Source organism: Actinomadura barringtoniae, from assembly GCF_017573505.1.
In the GTDB taxonomy this organism is placed as follows: Bacteria; Actinomycetota; Actinomycetes; order Streptosporangiales; family Streptosporangiaceae; genus Spirillospora; species Spirillospora barringtoniae.
In genome coordinates, this window is the sequence record NZ_JAGEOJ010000001.1 from 746,779 (window position 1) to 770,439 (window position 23,661).

Here is a 23,661-nt window from a genome sequence, read left to right on the forward strand (position 1 = left end):
GCGTGGAGACGGTGATGGACCTTGCCGGACGGCCGGTCAGGCCGCCGCGATCCGCTGGGCCAGCCAGTCCGAGAGCGTGTCGACGGCGGGGCGGCCCGTGCCCTCCACCGACTGGCTGCCGTAGGCGGTGTGCACGTTCGAGCCGTAGAACACCGCGGCCGCCATGCCCTCCTTGATGATCTCCATCGGGTTCAGGTCGGTGCGCAGCAGCTCGGCGACCGTCCCGTTCGGGAGCTTCAGCCCGGCGACGTCCAGGCCGTGCTGGGCCAGGTCGGCGACCGCGGGGATCATCGACAGCACGTTCACGCCGAAGATGTCCTGGAGCGACTTGCGCGGGTTGGCCGGGTCGAGCTTGGGCGTGTGCTTCGGGTCGAACTTCTCGAGCTTGCCCTGCAGCCCGCGCAGGTCGCGGACGATCCGGCCCCAGTCGACCCGGTTGAGGATGAGCAGCGCGTCACCGATGGCCCGCTCCTGGCTCCCCGGAGGCCACATCGCCAGCAGCGCGGCCAGCGGCTTCAGGTCCACCATCGTGGCGGTGTCGGCGAGCGGCATCAGCCGGTCCTCGATCGCGACGAGCGCCTTGTAGAGCCCGGCGACGTCACCGCGCTGCACGAGCGCCGGAACCGAGTCGGCCGCCTTCTGGATGCCCTTGTAGTCGATCCGCTTGATGCCGCCGATGATGTTGTTGGCCTGCGCGAGCAGCGCCTCGGGCATCAGGCCGGAGATGACCCAGGCCGCCTTGGACACCTGGTCCGAGGGCAGGCCCGCCAGCGGCGCGAGCCGCTGCGCCGCGTCCAGCGCGACCCGGATGAGGGTGTTGACGTCCTGCTTGGACGCCGCGTTCAGCGCGGTCTGCAGGTCGTTGGCGAGCGCGACCATGTCCACCTTGGACAGGATCGCCAGGGCCTGGCCGGCCAGCTTGGTCGGCGAGCCGTCCGGGGTGGCCAGCAGCGCGTTCACGATCAGCGGGTTGCCGAGCAGCCGGATGATCGACTGCAGCGGCGCGATCATCTTGCCGAGGTCGTCGGCGGTCTTGGCGGCGCCCTTGGTGTCGTGCGCCCGCGCCTGCTGAACGAGGCGCTGGATGCCGGGTGGCAGCGCGCTGATGTCGGCGCGCTTCTGCTTGGCCAGGTTCGGCGGCTTGTTCAGCTCGTCCTCGGCCGAGCCCTGCAGGTTGGCGACGCCGGCGTGACCCAGCACGGCGCCGACCGCGGTCAGCAGGTGGTACTTGTTCGGGATCGCGCAGTACAGGTCGCCCGGGAGGCAGACGTTGGCGACCCGGCCCGACACCTGGTTGTAGCCGGGCTTGCGGGCGCCCGCCATGCCGTGGGACGCGGGGACCTGCCGGCCGAGGTTGACCTCGCCGCGCGTGCCCTTGCCCGGGTCGGCGACAAGGCCGGTCGCGAGCAGGTCGGAGGCGGGAACGGGACCGCGCCCATTGCCGATGCCCTGGGCGACGTCACCGGCGACATCGGCGCCCTGGCTGTAGCCCAGGCCGACGAACCGCGTACCGGGGCACTGCTTGGCGATCTCCGACATCGCGGAACGGGCACCGTTCAGCCCGCTCTGCTTGGAGTCGGCGTAGGTGAGGCCCTGGTCGAACGCGGTGGCCGAGTAGGGCACCCAGTACGAGGAGACCTTGCCGCCGAACTGCCCCTGCAGCCGGTCGGTGATGGCGCGCAGCATCTGGGGCCCGGCCGGGTTGTTCGGGTCGGCGCCGGGCGTGGTCTCCCACGTTCCGGGCACGACGACCAGCTTCACCGGCGTGCACGCGGTGTCCAGCGCGGCGGCCTTGGCGTTCACCGACGGCGCGGACATCTGGTCGACGACCACGAGCCCGGTCGCGGCGGTCGCACCGGCGAGCGCTATGGCGACGGCCGTTTTACCGGCTCTGGTGTCGAGTTTCAGACGGCGGAGCCCGCCGCCTGCCTTGAGCAGGGGATTCACAATCGCTGTTCCTGGTTCTCGAGCGGGTGAGTGGGGGGTTGCGATGAGCCGGTGTTACTTGCGTCCGATCGCGCAGTAGGCGTCGATCGCCGCGTTCCCGAGAGACTCGGTGGCCTTGGTCGGGAGGAGGTGGTACTCGTTGGTCGCCACCGTCACCTGGCGCTTGCCGTCCGGGCTGCTGTACCAGAAGCTCAGGTAGCCGAGCACCGCGCCGTTGTGCGTGAGGACCGGGCCGCACTTGGTCTTGGCCTTGATGACGCCGAGGCCGTAGCCGACGCCGTTCGCGGGCTTGGCGACCGGGACCGTGGTCTCCAGTTCCCGCTGCTGCTTCGGCTTCAGCAGGCGTCCGGTGAGCAGCGCCCGGCTGAAGTTCGCCAGGTCCTCCTGGGTGGACACGATCGCGCCGGCGGCGCCGAACACCTGGACGTTGGAGAACGAGATGTCCCTGGGCAGGGTGTAGCCGTGCAGCCAGTTCCCGTACAGCTTGGGGTCCGACGTCGGGTACGTGGTGTGCCGCAGGCCCAGCGGCTTGATGATCCGATCGCGGACCTCCACGGCGGGTGCGCGCCCGGTGACCCGCTGGATGATCATCCCGGCGAGCACGTAGTTGGCGTTGGAGTAGTGCCAGGTCTTGCCGGGTGCGGCCACCGGCTTCTTGTCGGTCGCGATGTCGACGAGCGTGCGCGGCGCCCACCGCTGGTTCGGGTCGACGTCGGCGACGTACGGGCCCGACACGCGCACATCGCCCGCGTAGTCCTGCAGGCCGCTGGTGTGGTTCAGGAGCTGCCGGATGGTGATCTTCCGGCCGTCGTAGCCGTTGCGGGCCAGCACACCGGGCAGGTACTTGGCGACCTTGTCGTCCAGCGAGAGCCGGTGCCGGGCCTCCAGCTGCAGGATCACGGTGGCGGTGAACGCCTTGGTGTTGCTGCCGATGCGGAACTGCGCGCGCGGGTCGGCGGGCACGTGCCTGAACTGGTCGCCCCAGCCCGCCGCCGCGTACCGGGTCGCGCCGCCGTCGCGGACCATGCCGATCACGCCCGGCAGCCCGTTGTCCGACCGCACCTTCGTCACACCGGCCCGCAGGACGTCACCGGCACGGCCCACGCTCGCCGCGTCCGCGGCCGTCGTGTCCGCGCCTGCCCCGTCCGCGGCCGTCGCGGTCCCGTCGGCGCCTGCGCTCGCCGTACGGGCCGCGCCGCTCGGCGAGCCGGTCATCGTGGAGGCCACGGCCACGCCGGCGACCACCGCGGCGGCCGAGCCCATGGCTACGGCGCCGCGAACACCCGGTCTCCGAAATCCCATGCCTGTCCTCCGAGTCTGATCTTGCGAAGTCTCGGAGAGACGCTATTCAGGGGCGTTGAAATCCCGATGAAACGCAAATATCCAGGGCGGCGTCGAGGCTTTCGGTGGCCTCGTGCAGCATTCCGAGCCTGGTGAGAACGGTGGCGTGCAGCGGCACGTCCCCGGCCTGTTCGGCGAGCTCGGCGGCCTGCCGGAGCAGCACGGCCGCCTCGGCCTGCCTACCCAGATCCACATGCAGCCCGCCGGAGCAGTACAGCGTTCTGCCCGCCAGTCGCGGGCTGCCGATTTCCTCGGCCGCCGTGAGCGCACGCGCGAAACAGTCGAGCGCGTCCTCATGCCGTCCGAGCCGATGATGAATGACGCCGAAATCGCAGACGGCCGCGCCGGTCAGCCAGGCGTCGCCCAGCCGCCCGGCCAGGTGCAGCACCTCGGTCAGCCGTTCGGCCGCCTCCAGATGGCGTCCCGCCGCGCACTCGACCGCGCCGAGGTTGCCCAGCGCGCGGGCCTGCTCGTGCAGGTCGCCCGCGCGCCTGCTGATCTGCAGGGCGTCCTTGAACCAGGCGCGGGCCTGCTCGACGCGGCCCTGCAGCCCGCAGGTGATGCCGAGCGCGATCCGCAGCGAGGAGACCATCCGCCGGTCGCTGCAGCCGGTGACGTGCGGGAGCGCGGCGTCGATGGCCGCGCGGCACTCCTCGTACCGGCCCTGCCGGGTGAGGTGGTCGACGAGGGCCTCGGCGATCCAGCACGCGTAGTCGATCCGGCCGGTCTCCGCCGCGTGCGCGACGACGTCGGGAAGCCGGTCCACCGAGGCGTTCAGCCAGGCCGCCGCCTCGCGCCGGCCGTTGAACGGGACGTCGCCCGCCGCGTCCAGCCCGGACAGGCCGGACGGCCCTGTCGGGAAGCCGGACAGGCCCTGGTCGCTGGCGCATCGCGCCGCCGCCAGGAAGAGGCGGAGCACGCCGTCGCGGGCCTCGGCGGCCTCGTCGCCCGGCTCGTCCTCCGACAGCCGCCGCGCGTACACGGCGACGATTTCGTGCAGCCGGTAGCGGCCCGCGACGGGCTGCTGGAGCAGGTTGGCGTCGACCAGGTTCTCCAGCGAACGCTCGGCGGCCCGCGCGGTGCAGCCGAGCATCGCCGCGAGCGCCAGCCGGTCCAGCTCCACCGCCGGGGCGAGGCCGAGCGCACGGAAGGCGCGCTGCTCGGCGAACGGGAGCCGTTCGTAGGAGTTGTGGAACGCGCTCTCCACGCTGCGGTCCTCGGCCGTCAGCTCGCCGAGCCGTTCGCCGTCGTCGGCCAGCCGTCCGACCAGGTACTCCACCGTCCAGGCCGGGCGGTTCTGCAGCCGCGCGGCGGCGATGCGCAGCGCCAGCGGCAGTCGCCCGCACAGCCGGGCGAGCGTACGCACGGCGCCGCGCTCCCGGGTCGCGCGCGGCTCTCCGACGATGCGGCTGAGCATGCCTTCGGCCGCCTCCAGGTCGATCGGGCCGATCGTGACGCGGCGGTCGACGTCCAGCCCGGCCAGCCGCCGCCGGCTCGTCACCAGGACCGTGCTGCCCCTGCCTCCCGGCAGGAGCGGGCGTACCTGCTCGGCCCCGGCCGCGTCGTCCAGCACGAGCAGCAGGCGGAGCCCGGCGGTCGCGGCGCGCCAGCGCGCGGCCAGCTCGTCCAGGTCGCCCGGGTCGTCGAGGTCGGCGGGCGCGCCGACCGTGCGCAGCAGCCGCCGCAGGGTGTGCTGCGGGCTCGGCGGCCAGCCGTCCTCGGAGTGCCCGTGCAGCTCGACGTACAGGCAGCCGTCCTCGTAGCGGTCGCGCAGGATGTGCGCGGCGCGTACGGCCAGCGCGGTCTTGCCCGCGCCCGCCACCCCGTCCACCGAGATCACGCGCGGCTCGCCGGGCGCGGTGAGCGAGGCCAGCTCCTTGTCGCGCCCGGACAGCGCGACCACGCCGACCGGCAACTCGTCATGCGCTCGTGGCTCCGGGCCTCGGCGCTCCGCAGGCCGATCCGCCTGCGGGGCCACGGCCTGCCGGTCTGGCGCGGCCTCCTGCGGTCGTTCGCGGATGATGCCGAGCCGAAGGTCGTCCTCGCGCAGCACGGCCTGGTGCACCTGGCGCAGTTCCTCGCCCGGCTCCACGCCCAGGTCGTCCACCAGGCGGCGCCGCAGCCGGGTGAACGCGGCGAGCGCGTCGGCCCGCCGGCCGCTCCCGTACAGCGCGCGCATCAGCAGGGCGCAGAGCGGCTCGCTGTGCGGGTGCACCGGTGCCAGCGCGGACAGCTCGCCGACGGTCTCGGTGTGCCAGCCGAGCCGCAGCTGCCATTCCAGCTTCTCCTGCAAGAGCGCGATCTTGCGCTCGGCGAGCCGGAACCGCTCCCCCGCCGCGTACGGCCCGGGCAGCCCGGACAGCGGTTCGCCCTGGAAGAGGTCGAGGGCGCGGGCCTGCGTGACGACCGCGGCCTCCAGCTCACCGGCCTGCTCGGCGGCGCTCGCCTCGGCGGCGACCGAGTCCAGCAGCGTGGTGTCCACCGCCGCCCCGGCGCCCGCGAACCGGTAGCCGCCGCGGTCCCTGACGATGAGCGGCTCGGCCGGGTCGGCCGCCGCGGTCAGGCATTTGCGCAGGCGGTAGACGTAGACCGGCACCACCTTGTCGCCCGTGCCGGGCGGTTCCAGCCCCCACACGCCGTCGAGCAGCTCGCCCTGGCTGACCGTGGCGTCAGGCCGCAGCACCAGGGCCGCCAGCAGCGCCCGCTGCCGGATCGGCCCGAGGTCCAGCTGCGCCTCGCCGCGCCATGCCCGCAAGGGTCCGAGCACGGAGATCCGAAGATCCGTCCGAGTGTCCGACACCACGATTGACTCGACCACGATCGCTCCCAGTCAGGTCCTGTCAACGCCCGTCGGCGAACGACAGTAGCGGCCCTGGGCATCAAAAATACAGTGATGTCTGTTAGTCCGGGAGTGCTTCGGATCACTTCTGGTGAACGCCCAGCTACGAGCCATGATCGTCAAGCCGTTCGGACGCGGGAAAGGCAGTGCCGGGCGGGCATGGAGGCCCGCCCGGCACTGCCCGGGGAGAGGAGGAGTGGTCTGATCGAGGTCAGACGCCGGCCCTAACCGCAGAGGGCCTTGTCGACCATCTTCTGCATCGCGTCGGTCTGGTCGGCGATGACCGGGGTGTTGTTGATCCCGACCGACAGGGAGCGCTCACCGTCGCCGACCGTCTCGGTCGAGTAGCCCGCCACCGAGCCCGTGTGGCCCCAGGCGATGCCGCACGCGGTCTTGAACTTCACCAGCCCGAGCCCGTAGTCGCCCACACCGGCGGTGACCGGGAGGGTGTGCTGCATCTCGGCGAGCCGCGCCTGCGACACGACCTGGCCGCCGACCAGCGCGTTGATGAACTTGGTCATGTCACGGCCGGTGGACACCAGCGCCGCCGCCGAACCCCACACCGCGGGCTCGAAGTTGCTCACGTCGGCGAACGGCGCGCCCTTCACCGACAGGTAGCCGCGCGCGTACGGCTCGGGGAGGTCCTTCTGCCCGGGCTTGGGGAAGAACGTCGCCGGCATCCCGACCCTGTCGATGATCCGGGTCTTGATGAGCGTGCTCATGTCCGACCCGGTCAGCTTCTCGGCCAGCATGCCCAGGATCGTGAAGTTGGTGTTGGAGTAGACGCCCTGCGTGCCCGGGTCGAACTGCTTGCCGTACTCGGTGCCCTCGTCGACCATCTGCTGCTCGGTCGGCGGAACGATCTGCCAGACCGGGTTCAGCAGCAGCTTGGCGGTCTGGAAGTAGTCGCCGTTGACGAACCCGAGGTTGTCCTTGATGCCCGAACGGTGCTGCAGGAGCTGCCGCACGGTGATGGCGTTCGGGTCCAGGTCCTTGCCGTGCACGACGCCCGGCAGGTAGCGCTCGATCGGCGCGTCCAGGTCGACCTTGCCCTCGTCGGCGAGCTGCAGAACGATCGACGCGGTGAACATCTTGGTCTGGCTGCCCATCCGGAAATGGGTGTCGGCGCCCAGCGCGACCGGCGGGGCCAGCTGCGCACTGCCGCTGCCGAACCCGACGACCTCGTCGCCATGCCGCACGGTCGCCATCGCGCCGATCGACCCTGACGCGTTCCGGTAGGCGTCGATCTGCTCCTGGTAGCCGCCGTCGGGCGCCGCAGGAGCCGCCGCCCGCGCACCGGGGGTCGCGGACGGGCTCGCCAGTGCCGGGGACGCGTGGGCCAGGCCGAACGCCGTGACCATCGCGGCGACCGTCGCACCGGCCCGCATCGCCTTGCCTCGCATGGTCACGCCTCGCATATTCACACCCCGCACAGCCACGCCTCGCTTCGTCATGCCGTTCCTCATCTCAGATCGCGTCCAGCCCGAGCGCCTTGAACTGCATGACCCGGTACGGCCAGCCCCTGTCGTCGCCGTCGGTCTTCCACTGGCTGACGCAGAAATGGAGCTCGCGCAGCGTCGAGCCGGGGATGATGAAGCCGCCGTACGGCTGGGCGACGCGGTTGCCGCCCTCGGTGCCCCACGCTGTGTTGGCGATGAGGATGTGCCGCCGGTTGGTGTGCACGAGGTCGGCGTCGGGCGTCGGCATCACGATGGACTCGATCAGCGGGTTGTCCTCGTTGAGGAACGTCAGGATCCACTGCCCGTCGATCGGCCGCAGGCACATCTCGCCGAACTTGCCGTCCAGGATCGGCGAGGGCTCCACGCCCCAGCGCCACTGGTTGCCGTCCCAGCCCCAGCCCTCGTAGGCGCCGAGGTCGTGGATGCGGTCGGCGGCGACCCGCTGCAGGAGGATGCCGCGCGCGTTGCCCGGGCCGCGGAACCCGGTCGAGTAGACGTAGACGGTGTTGTTGCTGCCCAGGCCCCACGTCACCATCTGGAACCGGCCGCCGAGGTGGTCGGCGCGGATGCCCGGCGTGACCAGGTCCCAGCTCTCGCCGTTGTTGTCGGACCGCCAGATCTCACTGAACAGCACGTTCGGGAACGGCTGGACGCAGGTGACGAACAGGAACAGGCTGTCGCCGATGCGGATCACGTCGGTCGGCAGGACGGTGTTGCCCTGCTCCGGGTGATGGTCGTAGCCCCAGAACTGCCGCCCGTAGTCGCCGCCGACGGCGGAGTCCCATTTCATGCCGCTGTTCAGGTCGGTCGTCTTGGAGTAGAGCCCGGTCGGCGAACGCCAGTCGCCCTCGCCCACCCGGGGCCCGCTGAAGGTGTCGCCGAACACGAAGAGCTTGCCGCGGTCGCCCGCGTCGACCGGGATGCCGAGGTCGGTGGAGTGCATCCCGAACCGGTCGGAGAGCCCGGGGCCGGTCAGGTCGGCGACCTTGAAGACGGGCGGGTCGACCGCACCCGACAGGCCTGCGGACTTGCCGGAGCCCCCGGACATCGCCTTGACGGCTCCCCCGGTGGCGGCCAGCCCGCCGATCGCGGCGGCGGCGCCGAGACCGGCCTTCAGGACTGACCTGCGAGACGCGCCTTGTGGGCGCTCGAATGAACTGGGCAAGGGAATTCCCCTCCTGGTGGAGCCCGGGAATGCTTTTTCGGAACGAAGCACCGGAAGGCTAGGCCGGGGCAATGAAATCTCGATGACACGCCGTTGCCCCGCCCCGCGCGTTCCCCACGTGCTCTCCGAGCCCACCTCACACAGTCCCGGCGCCCACGTCACGTAACCCTTCCGATCTGCGGCGACGACGCTTTGGAGACGCTTATGGACGACACTGTTCATCGATGGAGCATCCCGTGGTCATGTGGCCTGGATCACATGACCGTGGGGTAACCCGTCACTTGCCCTGAAACGTCAATCTCAGACGAAGTGATCATCTACGGCTTACCGGAAATGCCAACAAACCCACCCCGCACGCAGGTACGAATGAATGCCGTGAACAGAGATCCGCGCTCGCGGACCGATGAGGCGCAGCCCGCCGGACGGGCGGCTGAGCCGAGCGTCCGGAACGCCGCGACGACGAGCCAGGAGATCCGCCGGTCGACGCGCATCGGCGCGTGGCAGGTCAACCTTCGCTGGCCCTCGCTGGACAGCGAGGGGCCGGTCGAGCTGTCGATCAAGGCCGGGCCCGGCGCCGACCCCGCGGAGATCGCCCGCGGGATCACCGGCAACGTGCTGCGCGCGATCCCGCTGGCGCACCTCACCGAGGAGCTCCGCGAGGTCCGCAGGACGGCGCAGAACCTCCGCAAGGAGGCCGTCCGGATCGACGGCGTCGCCGAGCTCATCGCCGACACCATCCGCACCGACCCGACGCCGGGACGCCGCGGCCGGTCCGAGGAGTTCTACGCCCTGGTGGCCGCGCTGTACGCCTGGCACGTCGACCAGCGCTACCCGAACCCGGTGAAGCGCCTCGCCGACCTGTGCGGCGCCAGCTGGCGGGTCTCGGCGAACTGGGTCCGCCTCGCCCGCGAGAAGGGCTTCCTCACCGAGGGCCACGAACGCAGGCCCGGCGGCGAGCTGACCGAGAAGGCCTCGGAGATCCTCGACGCCATGCTCTAAGGGGCATGCCGTGCGGCCGTGCCCCGGCGCTATGCCTTGACGGCGTGCAACCCGTCGGTGCTCACCCACGCGTAGACGCCGCCCGGCCGTACGCCCGCGAACGACGGCATGGTCTGCGGCCCGGCCGGCGGCCAGTGCGGTCGATCGTGCACGGCCAGTACTTCTCGAACCTGAGGAACCGCACGGTCGAGCTGACGCCGCGCTGGCCGCCGAACCCGCTCCGTTCGGCGCACCAGCCCGTCGGCGGGGTCCCTGTAACGGTATGGGGTCCGGTCTCCAGGTCCAGCGCGTCCTGCCGGTCGCGGGGTCGACGCCCTCGATGGTCACGTCCGCGTTCTGGGCCGTGGCCGAATGGCGGTCCTTCGGCATGCGGACGGTCGCGCCCGTACGGCTCACCGCCGGGAACTGCGGATCGGTCTCGGGGACGCCGCACTCGGTGGTCGTGCCGGGCCGCCGCCACCGCAGCGCCCGCCTCTCGCCGCGGATTCTCACCGGCAGTGTGACACCGGGCGGCGTCCTTGTCAGCGGCTGCTGGGATGGTCTGTCTCGGCCTCGGCCTCGGTCTCAGCCTCGGTCGTGGCGGGCAGCGCGTCGTACGCGGCGACCGCCGATTCCACAGTCGGGTAGAAGCTGCGCGGGTCGATGGTCCGGGTGAGCCCATACCGCTCGATCTTCTCCCGGACGGGGTCCTTCATCTCGGCGAAGATCAGCCGGATGCCGCGCGCGTTCAGCCACTCGTCGAGGTCCTCCAGCTCGTCGGAGGCCGTCGTGTCCACGTCGGTCACCGGCTCGGCCGCGATCACGATCCAGACCGGCGGCGGGTCGGCCCGCGCGAACCGCTCGACCTCCTCGCGGAAGTTCTTGGCGTTGGCGAAGAACAGCGGCGCGTCGAACCGGTAGATGACCAGGCCGGGCCGGCGTTCGGCGTCCGGATACGAGCGGATCGAGTGATAGCCCTCCAACCCCGGCACCCGGCCCAGCTCGGTCTCGTACGGCCACCAGGCGCGCCGGAAGACGTTCAGGATCGACAGCCCGATCGCGATCGCGATGCCGGGCAGCACGCCGAGCAGCGCGACGCCGAGGAACGCCGCGATCGACAGCAGGAACTCGGTCCGCCGCTGCCGCCACAGCCGGATCGCGCCGGGCACGTCGGCCAGCGACAGCGCGGCGGTGATGACCACGGCGGCGAGCGCGGGCTGCGGCAGGTCACGGAACAGACCCGGGACCAGCACCAGCATGAGGATGATGAGCACGGCGCCGACGACGCCGGTGAGCTGGCTGCGCGAGCCCGAGCGTTCGGCGACCGCCGTCCGCGACCCGCTCGTGCTGACCGGGAAGCCCTGGAAGAGCCCGGCGGCGAGGTTGGCCGCGCCGATCCCGAACATCTCCTTGTTGCCTTCGACCTCCTGGCCGGTGCGGGCGGCGAACGCGGTCGAGGTCGAGATCGTGTCCGCGAGCGACACCACGGCGATGCCGAGCGCGCCCGCGAACAGCAGCCCGAGGTCGCCCATCTTGATGTCGGGGATCGTCAGCGGCGGGAAGCCCTCGGGCAGCTCGCCGACCGTGCTGACGCCGTGTGCCTTCAGGTCGAACGCGACGCTCGCGCCGATCGCCAGCACCACCATGACCAGCACGGCGGGCACCTTCGGCAGCCAGCGCTGCAGCACCAGCACGAGCACGATCCCGGCGATGCCGACCGCGGCCGCGGCGCCGACCGCCTTGCCGTTCGCCAGCCCCTTCGCGAACTCGCGCGCCTCGGCGAGCAGCCCGTCGGCGTCGACCTTGAACCCGAACAGCTTGGGCAGCTGCCCGATGATGATCGTGAGCGCCAGGCCGTTCAGGTAGCCGATCATCGTGGGCTTGGAGATGAGGTCGGCGATGAAGCCGAGCCGGGCCACCGACGCCAGGATCATGATGGCCGCCACCATGATCGCCAGCGTCGAGGCCAGCGCGACCGCGCGCTTGCTGTCGCCGCCGCTCGCCGCCAGCGGCACGATCGACGCCGCGATCATCGGGCCGAGCGAGGAGTCCGGGCCGAGCACCAGGATCCGCGACGGCCCGCAGACCGCATAGCCGAGCAGGCACAGGATCGTCGTGTAGAGGCCGGTGATCGGCGGCAGCTTGGCCAGTTCCGCGTACGCCATGCCCTGCGGCACCAGCAGCGTCGTCAGGACGACGCCCGCGACCACATCCTTGACCAGCCACTGCCGCCGGTACTCGGCGACGGCACGGACCCCGGGCACCTCCCGTAGCAGCTCACCGGCGCGGGCGACCGCCGTCATCGGTCATGTCCCGGTGGCGAGAGCGGGCGTACGGGCCGGAGCCTTCGCCTCGGCCGAGCGCCTGCGGACCACGTACTTGCCGATCTCCCACAGCGCGAACAGCGCGATCGCCGGAACGAGCGCCCATCCGAACTGCTCGGCGTCGATCTTCGTCGTGGACAGCAGCCGGTTGAAGACGTCCATCTGGGTGACCGCGACCGCGAGCACGAACTCCCCGAGGATCGCCCAGTTCATCTGCTTGCTGTCGAAGGTGTCGGTCGTGAGCGCGGTCGCGGTCTCGCTGCGGCACTGCACCGCGGCGACGATCAGGCAGAGCGCGAACGAGGTGAACGCGATGGAGTTGCCGATCTTCGTGCTGTCGTAGAGGCTCTCGCCAATCTTGATCATGGACAGCAGCCCGATCGTGATGGCGAGCCCCGACAGCCCAACCGTCACCATCACGCCCCTGGTCAGGACAGGTTCGCCGCGCGGCCGGGGCCGCCGCCCCATGAGCCCCGGGCTCTCCTTGTCGAAGCCGAGCGCGAAGCCGAACGCCGCGTTCACGAAGAAGTGGATCCACAGCACCTGTGCCGGGTTGAACGGTTCGCCCTCGGCGATGTTGAACAGCGTCGCGCCGAGGAAGGTCAGCACGAACACCACCAGCAGCACCAGCACGAAGCGGATGTACTTGGTGAGGTTGTCGTAGATCTTGCGACCCTGCTCGACCGCGAACACGATCGTCGCGAAGTTGTCGTCCGAGAGGATCATGTGCCCGGCGTTCTTGGCGACCTCGGTGCCCGACCCCATCGCGATGCCGATGTCGGCGGCCTTGATGGCGGGCGCGTCGTTCACGCCGTCGCCGGTCATCGCCACCACGTCGCCCTTCTTCTTCAGGGTGTCGGCGAGCAGCACCTTGTGCTCGGGCGCGACCCGGCCGACGACGCCGATGTCGTCGATGCGGGCGAGCCGTTCCTCCTCGGGCAGGGCGGCGAAGTCGGCGCCGAGGATCGCCTCGCCCTCGATGCCGACCTGCTCGGCGATCGCGGCGCCGGTGATGACGTCGTCGCCGGTGACCATCCGGACCCTGATGTGCGCGGCCTGCGCGGCCTCGACCGCGGCGCGGGACTCGTCGCGCGGCGGGTCGACCATGCCGACCAGGCTCGTCATCTGCAGCTCGGTCACATAACCGAGCAGGTCGCCGTCGGCGTCGAACGTGGCGGGGTCGATGTCACGCGTGGCGGCGGCCATCACGCGGTAGCCCTCGCCCTCCATGCGTTCGATGTGCGCGTCCGCCCGTTCGGCGAGCGCCTTGTCCCACGGGATGCTCGCGCCGCCGGACAGCGCGGTCGCGGCGTGCGAGACCACGGCGGGCGCCGCACCCTTGACGAAGCACCGCACGACCGGCGTGCCGGACGCGTCGGTGGTCCGGTTGAACGTGGCCATCAGCTTGTAGGTCGGGTCGAACGGCAGCGTCGCCAGGCGCGGCAGCCGTTCGTGCGTCGCGTCGATGTCCAGGCCCGCCTTGTGCGCGAGGACCAGCAGCGCGCCCTCGGTCGGGTCGCCGACGACCTTGCCGTTCACCAGCTTGGCGTCGCTGGCGACCAGGTACGGCAGGATCGCGTCCTCGATGCTCGGCGAGCCGCCGACCGGATGGTGAACGTTGCCGTCCAGCCCGTACCCGATGCCGGAGATCGTGTACCGGTCGCCCGGGTCGACGACCTCGACCGCCGTCATCTGGTTCATCGTCAGCGTGCCGGTCTTGTCGGAGTTGATCGCCGAGGTGAACCCCAGCGTCTCCACCGACGGCAGGTCCTTGACGATGGCGTTGCGCTTGGCGAGGTCGACGCCGCCGAGCGACAGGATCGTCTGGGTGACGGTCGGCAGCGCCTCGGGGATCGCCGCGATCGCCAGCGAGACCGCGCTGATGAACAGCGTGTCCCACGCGTCGCCGCGCGCCCGGCCGAGCACGAACATCACGATCATCGTCAGGCCCGCCGCGGCCGCGATCCAGAGCGTCAGCCGGTCCAGCTCCCTGGTGAGGGGCGACTCCTCCTTGGCGGTCGCCTCCAGCATCCCGGAGATCTTGCCGAGCTCGGTGTCCTGCCCGGTGCCGGTCACGATCATCAGGCCGCTGCCGTGCGTGACCGGCGTGTTCATGAACGCCATGTTGGTCTGGTCGCCGGGCCCGAGGTTGGTCGCGCCCGTCAGCGTCACCGCGTCCTTGGCGGCGGGCGTGCTCTCGCCGGTCAGCGCCGACTCGTCGATCTGCAGCGCGCTCGCGCTGACGATCCGGCCGTCGGCGGGCACCTGGTCCCCCGCCGAGATCAGCACGACGTCCCCGACCACGACCTCCTCGGCCGAGATCTCCGACTCCTTGCCGTCCCGCCGCACCCGCGCGGTCGCCTTCATCATCGACTTGAGGGCGTTCATGGCGCTCTCGGCCTTGCCCTCCTGGCGCATCCCGATCACCGCGTTCAGGATGGTCAGGGCCACCAGCAGGATCGCGGTGCTCCACTCCTTGATGAGCAGCGACACCACGGCCGCGGCGATCAGGATGATCTGCATGTAGCTGCGGTACTGGGCGAGGAACTTGCGCCAGCCCGGCTCGGGCTGCTCCTCCGGCAGCGCGTTCGGCCCGTTCGCCGCCAGCAGCTCGGCGGCCTTGGCACCGGTCAGCCCGGCGGCCGGCGTCACCTGCAGCTCGCCGGCGACCTCCTCGGGCGAACGCGTGTACCAGGCGGTCGCCTCCCGGGTCTGCGTCGTCATCACTTGCCCCGCTTCCCGTTCGCGGCGTACGGGTCGGCCGGGACCCCCTTCGGCGCCTGCTCGATCAGTTCCTTGCGCACCACCTCGAGGTCGTGGAGCTGCTGCTCGCCCACCTCGGGGTACTGCGGATCGATCTCGATGAGCGTGTGGGCGAGCACGGCCGCCGCGCAGATCCGCGCGAACCACTTGCGGTCGGCCGGGATCACGTACCAGGGCGCCCACTCGGTACTGGTCGCCGACAGCATCCGCGAGAACGCCCGCTGGTAGTCGTCCCAGTGCTCGCGTTCGCGCGCGTCGGCCGCAGAGAACTTCCAGTTGCGCTCGGGAACGTCGATGCGCCGCAGGAACCGGGCCCGCTGCTCCTCCTTCGACAGGTTCAGGAAGAGCTTCACGACCTTGAACCCGTTGTCGCTGAGATGCCGTTCCCACTCGTTGATCTCGTGGTAGCGGCGCCGCCACATGCCCTTGCGCCGGGCCTCCGGCGGGAGCTTCTGCCGGTCGAGGATCTCCGGGTGCACCCGCGTCACCAGGACCTCCTCGTAGTGCGACCGGTTGAAGATCCCGATGTCGCCGCGCCGGGGCAGCTCGCGCGCGTACCGCCACAGGTAGTCGTGGTCGAGCTCCTCGGCCGAGGGCACCTTGAAGCCGGCCACGTGCACGCCCTGCGGGTTGACCCCGCTCATCACGTGCCGGATCGTCCCGTCCTTGCCGCCCGCGTCCAGCGCCTGCAGGCACATCAGCACCCCGTAGGTGTCCTGCGCGGCCAGCCGCCGCTGGTAGTCGGCGAGCAACTCGATGCCGGTCTGGAGCAGCTCGACGCCGTCCTTCTTCTTCTGGACGCCGGCCTTGAACGCGGGATCGAAGTCCCGGGCCAGATCCACCTTGGAGCCGGGCTTGACCCGCAGCGGCTTGATGAACTTCGCGATCCGCTTGGCCTGCTGTTCCCTCGTCACCATGGGAGTCCCCTACTTGAGCAGTCCGTGTGCCGTGAGCCTCTCCAGCCGCCGCACCGTGTAGGGGTGCGACCGCGGCAGCTGCGCCAGCCACACCCAGAAGCCGCGGAGCCTGCGGCCCTGCTCGACCAGCTCCTTGACGTTGACGTCGGTCTCGGTGTGCCGGCCGGACGCCAGCACGACCAGCCCCGCCGCCCCGTCCGGCGCCACGTACGCCCCGTTGCGGTCGGCGGAGTACTCGCGCAGCCGCGACAGCAGCTGGCCGAGGATCGGGATGGGCTGGGAGTAGGCGACCGCGATCTGGTACCACAGCGCCACGTGGCTCAGCCTGATGTGGCCCATCTCGTGGCCGAGGATGAACCGCAGCCCCTCCCGGTTGCCGTGGTAGAGGTTGGCGAACAGCTCGTTCGACAGCACCACGTAGTCGTGGCCGGTCGCCTGCGCCGCGAACGCGTTCAGCGCCCCGTTGCCGTTCGCCAGGAAGATGTCCGGCCGCCGCCGCAGGCCCAGCTCGGACGCGAAGTCCTCGGCGGTCTCGTAGATCTCGGGGAACTGGCTCGGCGACAGCTCCACCGCCGTCCCCCGCGTCGACGCCCGCTGCGTCTCGCGGATGACGATCAGGGCGGGCACCAGCAGCAGGAGGGCGATCAGCGCCCAGCGGATCGCGTCCGCCCACGCCGTGTCGGTCACCTTGTCCGGCAGCCAGGTCAGCACCGTGGCCGCCCGGATGATCCCCACGACGATCAGCACGTTGAGGACCACCATGAACACGAAGAACGGCATCTCGCCGCGCGTGCGCAACGTTCTGCGCGTCTTGTCCTGCGACATCCTGCGAGTCTGGCCCGCGCCGTATGACCCGGCCCTCACCTCATACGGGTGAGGGCCCGCCCTGCTAGGACGGCGTGGGCTGGGTGTCGTTGCGGTAGTTGCCGTCTCTGAACCAGGCGTAGAGCGCCACGGAGAACTTCCGGAGGCGTTCCGGGTCGGTGATCCAGGCGGCGTACGCCTCGCAGTAGAACTCCTCGGGCTTGTCCGGCCAGGTCTGAGTGGCGTAGTCGGAGAGACCGGTCCCGGTCTTCTCTTTGAGCACGAAGGCGAAGAAGTTGGCGACCCGCGCCGTCATCGTGGTGCCCGCGACACGTTTGTGGTCAGCGGTCGCCTGGATGTGGGCTGCCTTGGCGGCTTTGTGCACGGCCTCCCGCTGGTCGAACACGGTCTTGCGGGCCGTTGCCTGCTCGCCGCAGGCCGTCATCTCACTTAGTGCTTTCTTGAGGCGTTCCCCCAGGGGCCCGGTGGGGCTCCCGGCCTTGTCGGCCTTCTCTATCTCTTCCTGGAGCGCCTTCGCCGCCTCGGCCGCCTGGATGTGCTTCTCGTTGGCCGCCTTGTACGCGGCGTGGGCCTCCCGCTGGAGCTCCGCCGCCTTCGTGGCCTCCTCGAACTTCGCGGTGAGCCTGGCATAGGCGGCCCGGGCACCGTAGGTCGCGACGGCGTGACCGCACTCATGAGCGACGTCCCATTCTTTGGCCAGGTCGGCGACCGTGATCGTGGTGACGTTAATGCTGGTCTCGAAGAAGGCCGCCGTATGCCAGGTCTGGCCCGGTTTCGGCTTCGGCGTCGGCTGCTTCTTCTCCTCCAACTCCGAGACGCGCTTGATCACGATCCCCTTGAGCGCGGCCTGGTCGGGGCCGAGCTTCCCGAACACGAGCGCCATCAGGTCCAGAGACTCCACCGGCCACATCTTCGGCGCGCCCTGATCCGGCAGGACCTTCAACGGCTCGAAGACGACGACTCCCAGGCGTTCGATGGTCTGCCGCGAGCGGCTCACCGAGCCGACCGGCTCCGATGCGGTCTGCGGCGTCGACTTGGGTGCCGTCTGCGGTACGGGCTGTGGCTTCGGCGCCGGCTGCGGCGAGGACGGCGTCAGGGATGGTGGCTGCGACGGCGTCGGACCGTCGGGCGGTTTCGCCGGCGGCGGTCTGCCTGGCGCCTTCGGTGGCACCTTCGGCGCTACCCGGCTGGGCGCGGCCGGTTTGTCAGGGTCCTTCTTCCCCGGAGGGGGCGGCGGCTCCATGCGGTCACGGTACGACCGGCGCCGGACGGGTGGCACTGCTCACAGGCGGCCGGTTCCGGGCACGGACTATTGGACGGCGCGTTAATATATACACGTACGTCTGTATGACACTGGGAGGCTCGCATGACCGGCACTGCCCCCGTTCACTGGCCCGACGAGATCGACGACATCATCGGCGGCGACCAGGTCGTCGCCTTCGGGTACGTCACCCCCGCACGGGGGGTGGTGCTCACCCCCATGACCAACTTCGGGCTCCGCGACCGTGCGGGCGGGAACCTGACGCCGCTCAACAGCTCGGTCGCGATGTGGCGGAAGCTGCAGCGCATCCGGGAGAGCCCGCGGATCGCCATCGCGTACCACACGCGCACGCACTCCTACAGCGACCGGCCCGAGTACGTGCTGGTCCAGGGGCGTGCCTCGGTGTCGGAGTTCGACGACCGGGAGTGGCTGGAGCGGCATCGCGACAGCTGGGAACGGTTCGCGGGGCCGCGCGACGTGGGGCCGCTCTGGGAGCGGTACCTGCGCGTCTACCACTGGCGGGTCGGGATCGAGATCGCCGTGGAGCGGATGGTGGTGTGGCCCGACCTGGCGTGCGCTGCGGAGTACGAGGTGCTGGGCGGGTCCCTGCCGGGGATACCGGTGGAGCAGGCGGCGCCGAAGAAGGGGACTGGGCCGCGTGTGGACGCGGGGCGCGCGTTGCGGCATGCGGGGGTCGTGGAGAACCGCTTGTTGTCGTGGGTCGGCGATGACGGCTATCCGGTCATCCTTCCCGTGAACGGGGTGGGGGTCGGGGCGGCTGGTCTCGAGCTCGCGGCTCCGTCGGGGTGGGTGCCGCCGGGTGGGCGGCGTGCGGGCATGCTGGCCCACTCGTTCGCCCGCTATACGTACGGGCAGAACCTGCGCAAGTACACCGGCTGGATGGAGTACGAGGACGACCGCCTGGTCTACGCGCCGCACACCAAGGCGGGCTACCACATCCCCTGGTCGCGTTCCGCCTACCGGCTGGCGGCCGGTTTCGGCACCTGGCGCGGTTATCGGCAGGGGCGGCGGGCCGGTTACCTGCCTGCCGGCTGAGGGCGCTAGTCCAGGCCGGGGAACTGCTGGATGCGGCTCTCCGCCTCGTCCAGTGAATGCTGAGCGCGGGTGAGGGTGCGCGAGCTGTAGGCGCCTTCGGAACGGGCGGCCAGCAGTTCGACGCGTTCGGCGGCCAGGATCGTCACCATCAGCTCCAGGTACTGCTTGCGGGGATCCACGTCGGGCAGCGGGGAATCCTCGTCGTCATCGCCGGTCGGGATGCCGCGGAAGACGGTGTCCTCGCGGACCTTCTCGACGACCTTGGGGGAATAGCCCTCCGTCACCTCGGGGTCGTCCAGCAGGGCGTCGATCTTGCCGCCCAGGTCGACCAGCAGGTCGGCGTACTCGGCGCGGTCGGCCTCGATGTCGTCGCCGGGGATCTTCACGGTACGGATGACCCTCGGCAGCGTCAGTCCCTGGACGAGCAGGGTGGTCACGGCGACGACGAACGCGATGAGCAGCAGTTCGGAGCGGTAGGGGGTGTCGCCGGGCAGCGACTGGGCGGCGGCAACGGTGATCGCGCCGCGCATGCCCGCCCAGGCCAGGATCACGCCGCCGCGCCAGCCGAAGCTCTCGTTGAGGTAGAAGCCGATGTCGGCCTGCTTGCGGGTGATCCGCTTGGTGGCCTGCACCTTGCGCCGCTCGGAGTAGCGCTCGTCCTCCGGCCCCCAGGCGTCGAGCCGGTCCTGCAGCTTCTCCAGCCTCGGCTTCAACTCGGCGGCGCGGCCGGTGTCGCGGCGCATCATCGCGACCATCGGCGCCACGAACGCGACGCGCAGCACGACCACCAGGAGCGAGGCCAGGAGGCCGATCCAGACCGCGCGCGCGGTGCCGGAGCCCGCGTCGTCGATCAGGGTCTTCACCTGCAAGCCCATGAGCAGGAACAGCCCGCTCTCCAGGAGGAACGCGACCGTCCGCCAGTTGACCTCCTCGGCCAGCCGTTCGTGCGCACGCAGGTAGCGAGGGCCCTCATGGCCCGTCACCAGCCCGGCGACGACGGCCGCCAGCACGCCGGACGCGCCGAACTCCTCGGCCGGAACGAACGCCACGAACGGGACGACGAACGACATGGCCGTGTTGAGCACGGGGTCCTTCAGCAGCGCCCGGGCGCGGATGCTGACGTATCCCACCACCAGGCCGATCGCGATGGCCATCACGACCGCGTAGACGAAGTCCCGGCCGACCTCCCACAGGTGAACGGTCCCGGTGATCGCGGTGACCGCCGAGCCGAGCAGCACCAGCGAGGACGCGTCGTTCACCAGCCCCTCGCCCTCCAGGATCGTCACCAGCCGCGACGGCAGGCCGAGGCGCTTGCCGACCGAGGTGGCGGCGACCGCGTCCGTCGGGCTGATGACCGCGCCGAGCGCGAACGCGGCGGCCAGCCCGAGGCCGGACATCAGCGCGTTGAACATCACGCCCGAGCAGAGCGTGGTGACCACGACCAGGACCACGGCCAGCCCGCCGATGGCCCTGAAGTTGCGGCGGAAGTCGATGGCGGGCATGCTCACCGCCGCCGCGTACAGCAACGGCGGCAGCACGCCGGTGAGGATCCACTCGGGCTCCACGTCGATCTCGGGCAGGCCCGGCGTGAAGCTCAGCCCGATCCCGACCACGACCAGCGCGAGCGGCGCGGCCACCCCGATCCGCTCCGACAGCGCCGCGACCAGCACGATCGCGACGATGCCCACCACGCCGATGAGTGTCAGTTCCATAGCCGTCACATTCTCGGGGTGACGATCAAGCTACGGAACGTCGCCACGCGGGCGTTGGCGCTCCCTAGGGCGTCGTGCCCAGCGGGCCGGGGCCGTGCCTAGCGGGCCGGGGTCGGGCCTAGCGGGCCGGGGTCGGGCCTAGCGGGCCGGGGTCGCGGCCGGGCGGGCCCAGTTGCCGTGCCAGCCGGTGTGCAGGCCCGTGAGCAGGTCCTGCCAGTCCTCGATGCGGCGGGTCGGCGGGTACGGGACGGGGTGGATGAGGGTGTCGGAGACCCACTCGATGCGGAACTGGCCGTCCGGCTGGATCTTGCCGATGCGCGACAGCTTCCACAGGTGCTGGTTGAGCTGGTCGACCCACACCCTCCCCTCGGGCGCGTCGAACTCCTGCCGGCGTACGGCGGCGCGGACCTTGCGGACGTCGGCGCTGCCCGCGCTCTTCACGGCCCTGGCCCACAGGTTGACCGCGGTGTAGGCGGCCTCGATGGGGTCGTCGGTCACGCGCTGTGCCCCGAAGCGGCGCTTGAAGCGTGCGACGAAGTCCCGGTTCTGGGAGGTGCCGATGCTCTGGAAGTAGTTCCAGACCGCGTAGTTGCCTGCCATCGCGGAGACGTCGAGGGAGCGTAGTTCCTCTTCGGCGATGCTGAACGAGACGGTCGGCGTCTTTCTGGGATCGACGTGGGCCTTTTGCAGGGCGACGAAGAACGGGATGTTGCTGTCGCCGTTGATGGTGTTGAGGATGACCTTCGGCTTGGCCTTGATGATGCGGCGTACGACGCCCTTGACGTTCTTGCTGCCGAGGGGGATGTAGCCCTCGCCGACCACCTTTCCGCCCAGGAGCCGGACCTGGTCCTTGATGATGGCGTTCGCCGCGCGCGGGAAGACGTAGTCCGAGCCGACCAGGAAGACCCGCTTGCCCCTGTTCTCCAGGAACCAGCGGACCGCCGGAATGATCTGCTGGTTTGGGGTCGCCCCTGTGTAGACGACGTTCGGTGAACGTTCCAGGCCTTCGTACTGCAGCGGATAGAAGAGGAGGTGGTCGTGCCTCTCCACTACAGGCACGACGCTTTTGCGGCTGGCGGAGGTCCAGCAACCGAAGATGACGCTGACCTTCTCCCGGGTGATCAGGCGTTCGGCCTGTCCGGCGAACGTGGGCCAGTCCGACCTGCCGTCGGCGATGACCGGTCTCAGCCGTTTCCCGAGCAGTCCTCCCTTGGCGTTGATCTCCTCGATGGCCATGAGTTCGGCGTCGACCGCGGACTTCTCGCTGAGCGCCATCGTGCCGGTCAGCGAATGCAGGATCCCGACCCTGATCTCACCCGACGTCTCGGGCGAGTCGTCGGCGGCGCAGCACGAGACGACGACCGCCGCGGCGACCGCGGCCCGTATGAGGTGGCGGATCATCAGTAGATCCACCCGTACAGGCGGTTGCCCGGCAGCCGGCCGTCCTGGTCGGTGTAGAAGACCCGGAACGCCCGGACCAGTTCGCGGACGGTCAGCCGGTCGTCGTCGTCCATGTCGAGCTCGTCGAACACCGCCGTCGAGTCGCTCTCACGGACATCGAAATTGCGCATCAGGCCGCAGAAGTCGCCGCGGCTCAACGCGCCCTTCTCGTCCGGGTCGACCAGGTGCACCATCGCCTCGATCAGCGGTACGTGCACCTCGTAGAAGCCGTTCTCCTCCAGCAGATGCTTTTGGAACGAGCTGTGGAACTCCTCGCGGCTGATCGTGCCCTCGCCGCTCTCGTCCAGGTCGCTGGCCAGCCGTTCCCACAGCAATCCGTAGGCCGCCACGATCGGCTTGCCGCGTCTCGACCAGGGGGCCACGTTGTAGGCGTCCAGAAGCCGTTGCGCCAGCGCCACATAGTCGTCCTCCTCCAGCACCCCGTTGCCGTCGGCGTCGAAGAGGTCGAAGACGCGGTCCATCTTCTTGTGCAGGAACTCGTTGACCGCCAATGACACCGTCGCCTGCTCGGTCAGGGGCCCGTCCGATCGCGTACGTCTCATGGCTCGGCTACCGCTCCAGGTTCTGCATATGGTCGATGACGTACTGGAAGGGTTTGGACGACACCGATATGTCCCCGTCAAAGGGCCCCTCCAAGGCCGCGCAGAGAAATACGGCGAACATCGTGGTCGCGGCGAGCAAGGCGACGACCAGGCGCTGGAACCAGTCGTTCGGCGACTCGAAGAGATAGGCCAGCACCAGCGTGCTGAGCGCGCCGCTGTAGAGCATCAGCCACAGAATCGTCGGGATCCGGTCCTGGCTGGCCGCCAGCCGCGCCCGCCGATTGGTGTCCATCTCGGTCAGCTGATAGATCGATCGCTCATACAGAGACTGGTCGGCCTGCCGGTGCTTGCCGGCCATGTCCGTATAGACCTGCCACAGCTCGGTGAGCGCGCCCTGCACCCGCTCGCTGTCCTTGCCACGCGCCATGGCGGGCCATTCGTCGTTGATGATCTCGTAGGCGTACGTCCGCGCAGCCTCCTGCACCTGCCGTTTGGTGACCACGTCGAAGCCGCGCGACATGTGCTCCAGCGCGCCCAGGGCGTTGGCTTCCTGGGCGACGACGGTGTTGGCGTCGGTGTAGTCCTGCCACACCGCCACGATGGCGAACGCCGCGATCAGCCCGTACACCGTGCCGACGACCGCGAAGATCGCCGTCTGGGCGGCCGAGTGCCGCCGCAGCATCCCGAACGGCACCAGCCGCCGCGTGAGCTTCAGCCCGATGTCGCCCAGCAGGACGGCGGCCGTGACCATCAGCACGCCCTGCAGCTTGGTGGAGAACGTGACCTTCTTGAGCCACCACAGGCCCACCGCCAGGCCGACCAGGGCCAGCACATGGACGGCCGTTCGCACCGTCTTGGGGGTGATGCCCGCGGCCAGCAGCTGCTTCTTGTCCCGCGGCCCTAATACGCGCTCGTACTCTCGCCTCTTCAGTTCCGGGTCGGCGAGCGAAGGCATAGGGCGGTTCCTCCAGGGGTGTCGGGAGGCGGGTGCGGGGGCTTGTGGGTCCGTTGCCTTGAGGATTCCCGAGACCCGATGTCCGACCCTGGTACTTCCGTACCGGCCCCTCGGC

The 23,661-nt window shown here is 70.2% G+C and carries 17 protein-coding genes; 2 read left to right on the forward strand and 15 right to left on the reverse strand.

Annotated elements, in window-relative coordinates; all coding sequences use genetic code 11:
• Window positions 1-36 precede the first annotated feature (36 nt).
• The 5 genes from J4573_RS03370 to J4573_RS03390 all read right to left on the reverse strand — a co-directional run bounded on the left by J4573_RS03370 (window position 37) and on the right by J4573_RS03390 (window position 8,752).
• Entirely contained in the window at window positions 37-1,947 is a 1,911-nt protein-coding gene (locus tag J4573_RS03370; RefSeq protein WP_208253681.1) for a cutinase family protein, read from the reverse strand.
• A 54-nt stretch (window positions 1,948-2,001) separates the two neighbouring features.
• Entirely contained in the window at window positions 2,002-3,249 is a 1,248-nt protein-coding gene (locus tag J4573_RS03375) for a serine hydrolase domain-containing protein (RefSeq protein WP_208253682.1), read from the reverse strand.
• 46 nt (window positions 3,250-3,295) lie between these two features.
• Window positions 3,296-6,106, reverse strand: a complete 2,811-nt coding sequence (locus J4573_RS03380; protein ID WP_208253683.1) for an AfsR/SARP family transcriptional regulator — start codon at window positions 6,104-6,106, stop codon at window positions 3,296-3,298.
• Window positions 6,107-6,351: 245 nt separating this feature from the next.
• Window positions 6,352-7,530, reverse strand: a complete 1,179-nt coding sequence (locus J4573_RS03385) for a serine hydrolase domain-containing protein (RefSeq protein WP_243772446.1) — start codon at window positions 7,528-7,530, stop codon at window positions 6,352-6,354.
• A gap of 64 nt (window positions 7,531-7,594) precedes the next feature.
• Complete coding sequence (locus J4573_RS03390; protein WP_208253685.1) at window positions 7,595-8,752, reverse strand: glycoside hydrolase family 183 protein; 1,158 nt, start codon at window positions 8,750-8,752, stop codon at window positions 7,595-7,597.
• Window positions 8,753-9,127: 375 nt separating this feature from the next.
• On the opposite strand from J4573_RS03390, the gene J4573_RS03395 reads away from it, so the two are divergent.
• Entirely contained in the window at window positions 9,128-9,751 is a 624-nt protein-coding gene (locus J4573_RS03395) for a hypothetical protein (RefSeq protein ID WP_208253686.1), read from the forward strand.
• A gap of 29 nt (window positions 9,752-9,780) precedes the next feature.
• Here the strand turns inward: J4573_RS03395 and J4573_RS55130 are convergent, their stop codons facing one another.
• From J4573_RS55130 to J4573_RS03420, 6 genes are all read right to left on the reverse strand, one after another.
• A complete protein-coding gene (locus J4573_RS55130) occupies window positions 9,781-9,903 on the reverse strand; it encodes a hypothetical protein (protein ID WP_279575325.1) in 123 nt (40 codons plus the stop codon).
• Between the two features lie 369 nt (window positions 9,904-10,272).
• Entirely contained in the window at window positions 10,273-12,033 is a 1,761-nt protein-coding gene (locus J4573_RS03400) for a SulP family inorganic anion transporter (RefSeq protein WP_208253687.1), read from the reverse strand.
• 3 nt (window positions 12,034-12,036) lie between these two features.
• Window positions 12,037-14,778, reverse strand: coding sequence for a cation-translocating P-type ATPase (locus tag J4573_RS55135; protein WP_208253688.1), 2,742 nt, complete (start codon window positions 14,776-14,778; stop codon window positions 12,037-12,039).
• Window positions 14,778-15,734: a polyphosphate kinase 2 family protein gene (locus J4573_RS03410; protein ID WP_208253689.1), complete on the reverse strand. Its 957-nt coding sequence runs from the start codon at window positions 15,732-15,734 to the stop codon at window positions 14,778-14,780. Before J4573_RS03410 ends, J4573_RS55135 begins: the two co-directional genes overlap by 1 nt.
• A 9-nt stretch (window positions 15,735-15,743) precedes the next feature.
• The gene (locus tag J4573_RS03415; protein WP_208253690.1) at window positions 15,744-16,559 is read right to left on the reverse strand and encodes a M48 family metallopeptidase; all 816 of its coding nucleotides are present in this window, start codon (window positions 16,557-16,559) and stop codon (window positions 15,744-15,746) included.
• A 64-nt stretch (window positions 16,560-16,623) separates the two neighbouring features.
• Entirely contained in the window at window positions 16,624-17,556 is a 933-nt protein-coding gene (locus J4573_RS03420; protein WP_208253691.1) for a hypothetical protein, read from the reverse strand.
• Between the two features lie 369 nt (window positions 17,557-17,925).
• On the opposite strand from J4573_RS03420, the gene J4573_RS03425 reads away from it, so the two are divergent.
• Window positions 17,926-18,876 (forward strand): pyridoxamine 5'-phosphate oxidase family protein, encoded by a 951-nt coding sequence (locus tag J4573_RS03425; protein ID WP_208253692.1) that lies wholly within the window; start codon window positions 17,926-17,928, stop codon window positions 18,874-18,876.
• 5 nt (window positions 18,877-18,881) lie between these two features.
• Here J4573_RS03425 and J4573_RS03430 read toward each other — a convergent pair whose 3' ends face one another.
• The 4 genes from J4573_RS03430 to J4573_RS03445 form a co-directional block, all read right to left on the reverse strand.
• Window positions 18,882-20,588: a cation:proton antiporter gene (locus tag J4573_RS03430; RefSeq protein WP_208253693.1), complete on the reverse strand. Its 1,707-nt coding sequence runs from the start codon at window positions 20,586-20,588 to the stop codon at window positions 18,882-18,884.
• 138 nt (window positions 20,589-20,726) lie between these two features.
• Window positions 20,727-21,989 (reverse strand): urea ABC transporter substrate-binding protein, encoded by a 1,263-nt coding sequence (gene urtA / locus J4573_RS03435; RefSeq protein WP_208253694.1) that lies wholly within the window; start codon window positions 21,987-21,989, stop codon window positions 20,727-20,729.
• Window positions 21,989-22,591: an EF-hand domain-containing protein gene (locus J4573_RS03440; protein WP_208253695.1), complete on the reverse strand. Its 603-nt coding sequence runs from the start codon at window positions 22,589-22,591 to the stop codon at window positions 21,989-21,991. Before J4573_RS03440 ends, urtA begins: the two co-directional genes overlap by 1 nt.
• A 7-nt stretch (window positions 22,592-22,598) precedes the next feature.
• On the reverse strand, window positions 22,599-23,546 hold the full coding sequence (locus J4573_RS03445) for a bestrophin-like domain (RefSeq protein ID WP_208253696.1): 948 nt from the start codon (window positions 23,544-23,546) through the stop codon (window positions 22,599-22,601).
• Window positions 23,547-23,661: the final 115 nt, after the last annotated feature.

Coding starts and splice junctions, on each gene's coding strand:
- J4573_RS03400 (WP_208253687.1), bottom strand. CDS start 12,033: ATGACGGCGGTCGCCCGCGCCGGTGAGCTGCTACGGGAGGTGCCCGGG.
- J4573_RS03425 (WP_208253692.1), top strand. CDS start 17,926: ATGACCGGCACTGCCCCCGTTCACTGGCCCGACGAGATCGACGACATC.
- J4573_RS03375 (WP_208253682.1), bottom strand. CDS start 3,249: ATGGGATTTCGGAGACCGGGTGTTCGCGGCGCCGTAGCCATGGGCTCG.
- J4573_RS03415 (WP_208253690.1), bottom strand. CDS start 16,559: ATGTCGCAGGACAAGACGCGCAGAACGTTGCGCACGCGCGGCGAGATG.
- J4573_RS03410 (WP_208253689.1), bottom strand. CDS start 15,734: ATGGTGACGAGGGAACAGCAGGCCAAGCGGATCGCGAAGTTCATCAAG.
- J4573_RS03385 (WP_243772446.1), bottom strand. CDS start 7,530: ATGCGAGGCAAGGCGATGCGGGCCGGTGCGACGGTCGCCGCGATGGTC.
- J4573_RS55135 (WP_208253688.1), bottom strand. CDS start 14,778: ATGACGACGCAGACCCGGGAGGCGACCGCCTGGTACACGCGTTCGCCC.
- urtA (WP_208253694.1), bottom strand. CDS start 21,989: ATGATCCGCCACCTCATACGGGCCGCGGTCGCCGCGGCGGTCGTCGTC.
- J4573_RS03445 (WP_208253696.1), bottom strand. CDS start 23,546: ATGCCTTCGCTCGCCGACCCGGAACTGAAGAGGCGAGAGTACGAGCGC.
- J4573_RS03430 (WP_208253693.1), bottom strand. CDS start 20,588: ATGGAACTGACACTCATCGGCGTGGTGGGCATCGTCGCGATCGTGCTG.
- J4573_RS03440 (WP_208253695.1), bottom strand. CDS start 22,591: ATGAGACGTACGCGATCGGACGGGCCCCTGACCGAGCAGGCGACGGTG.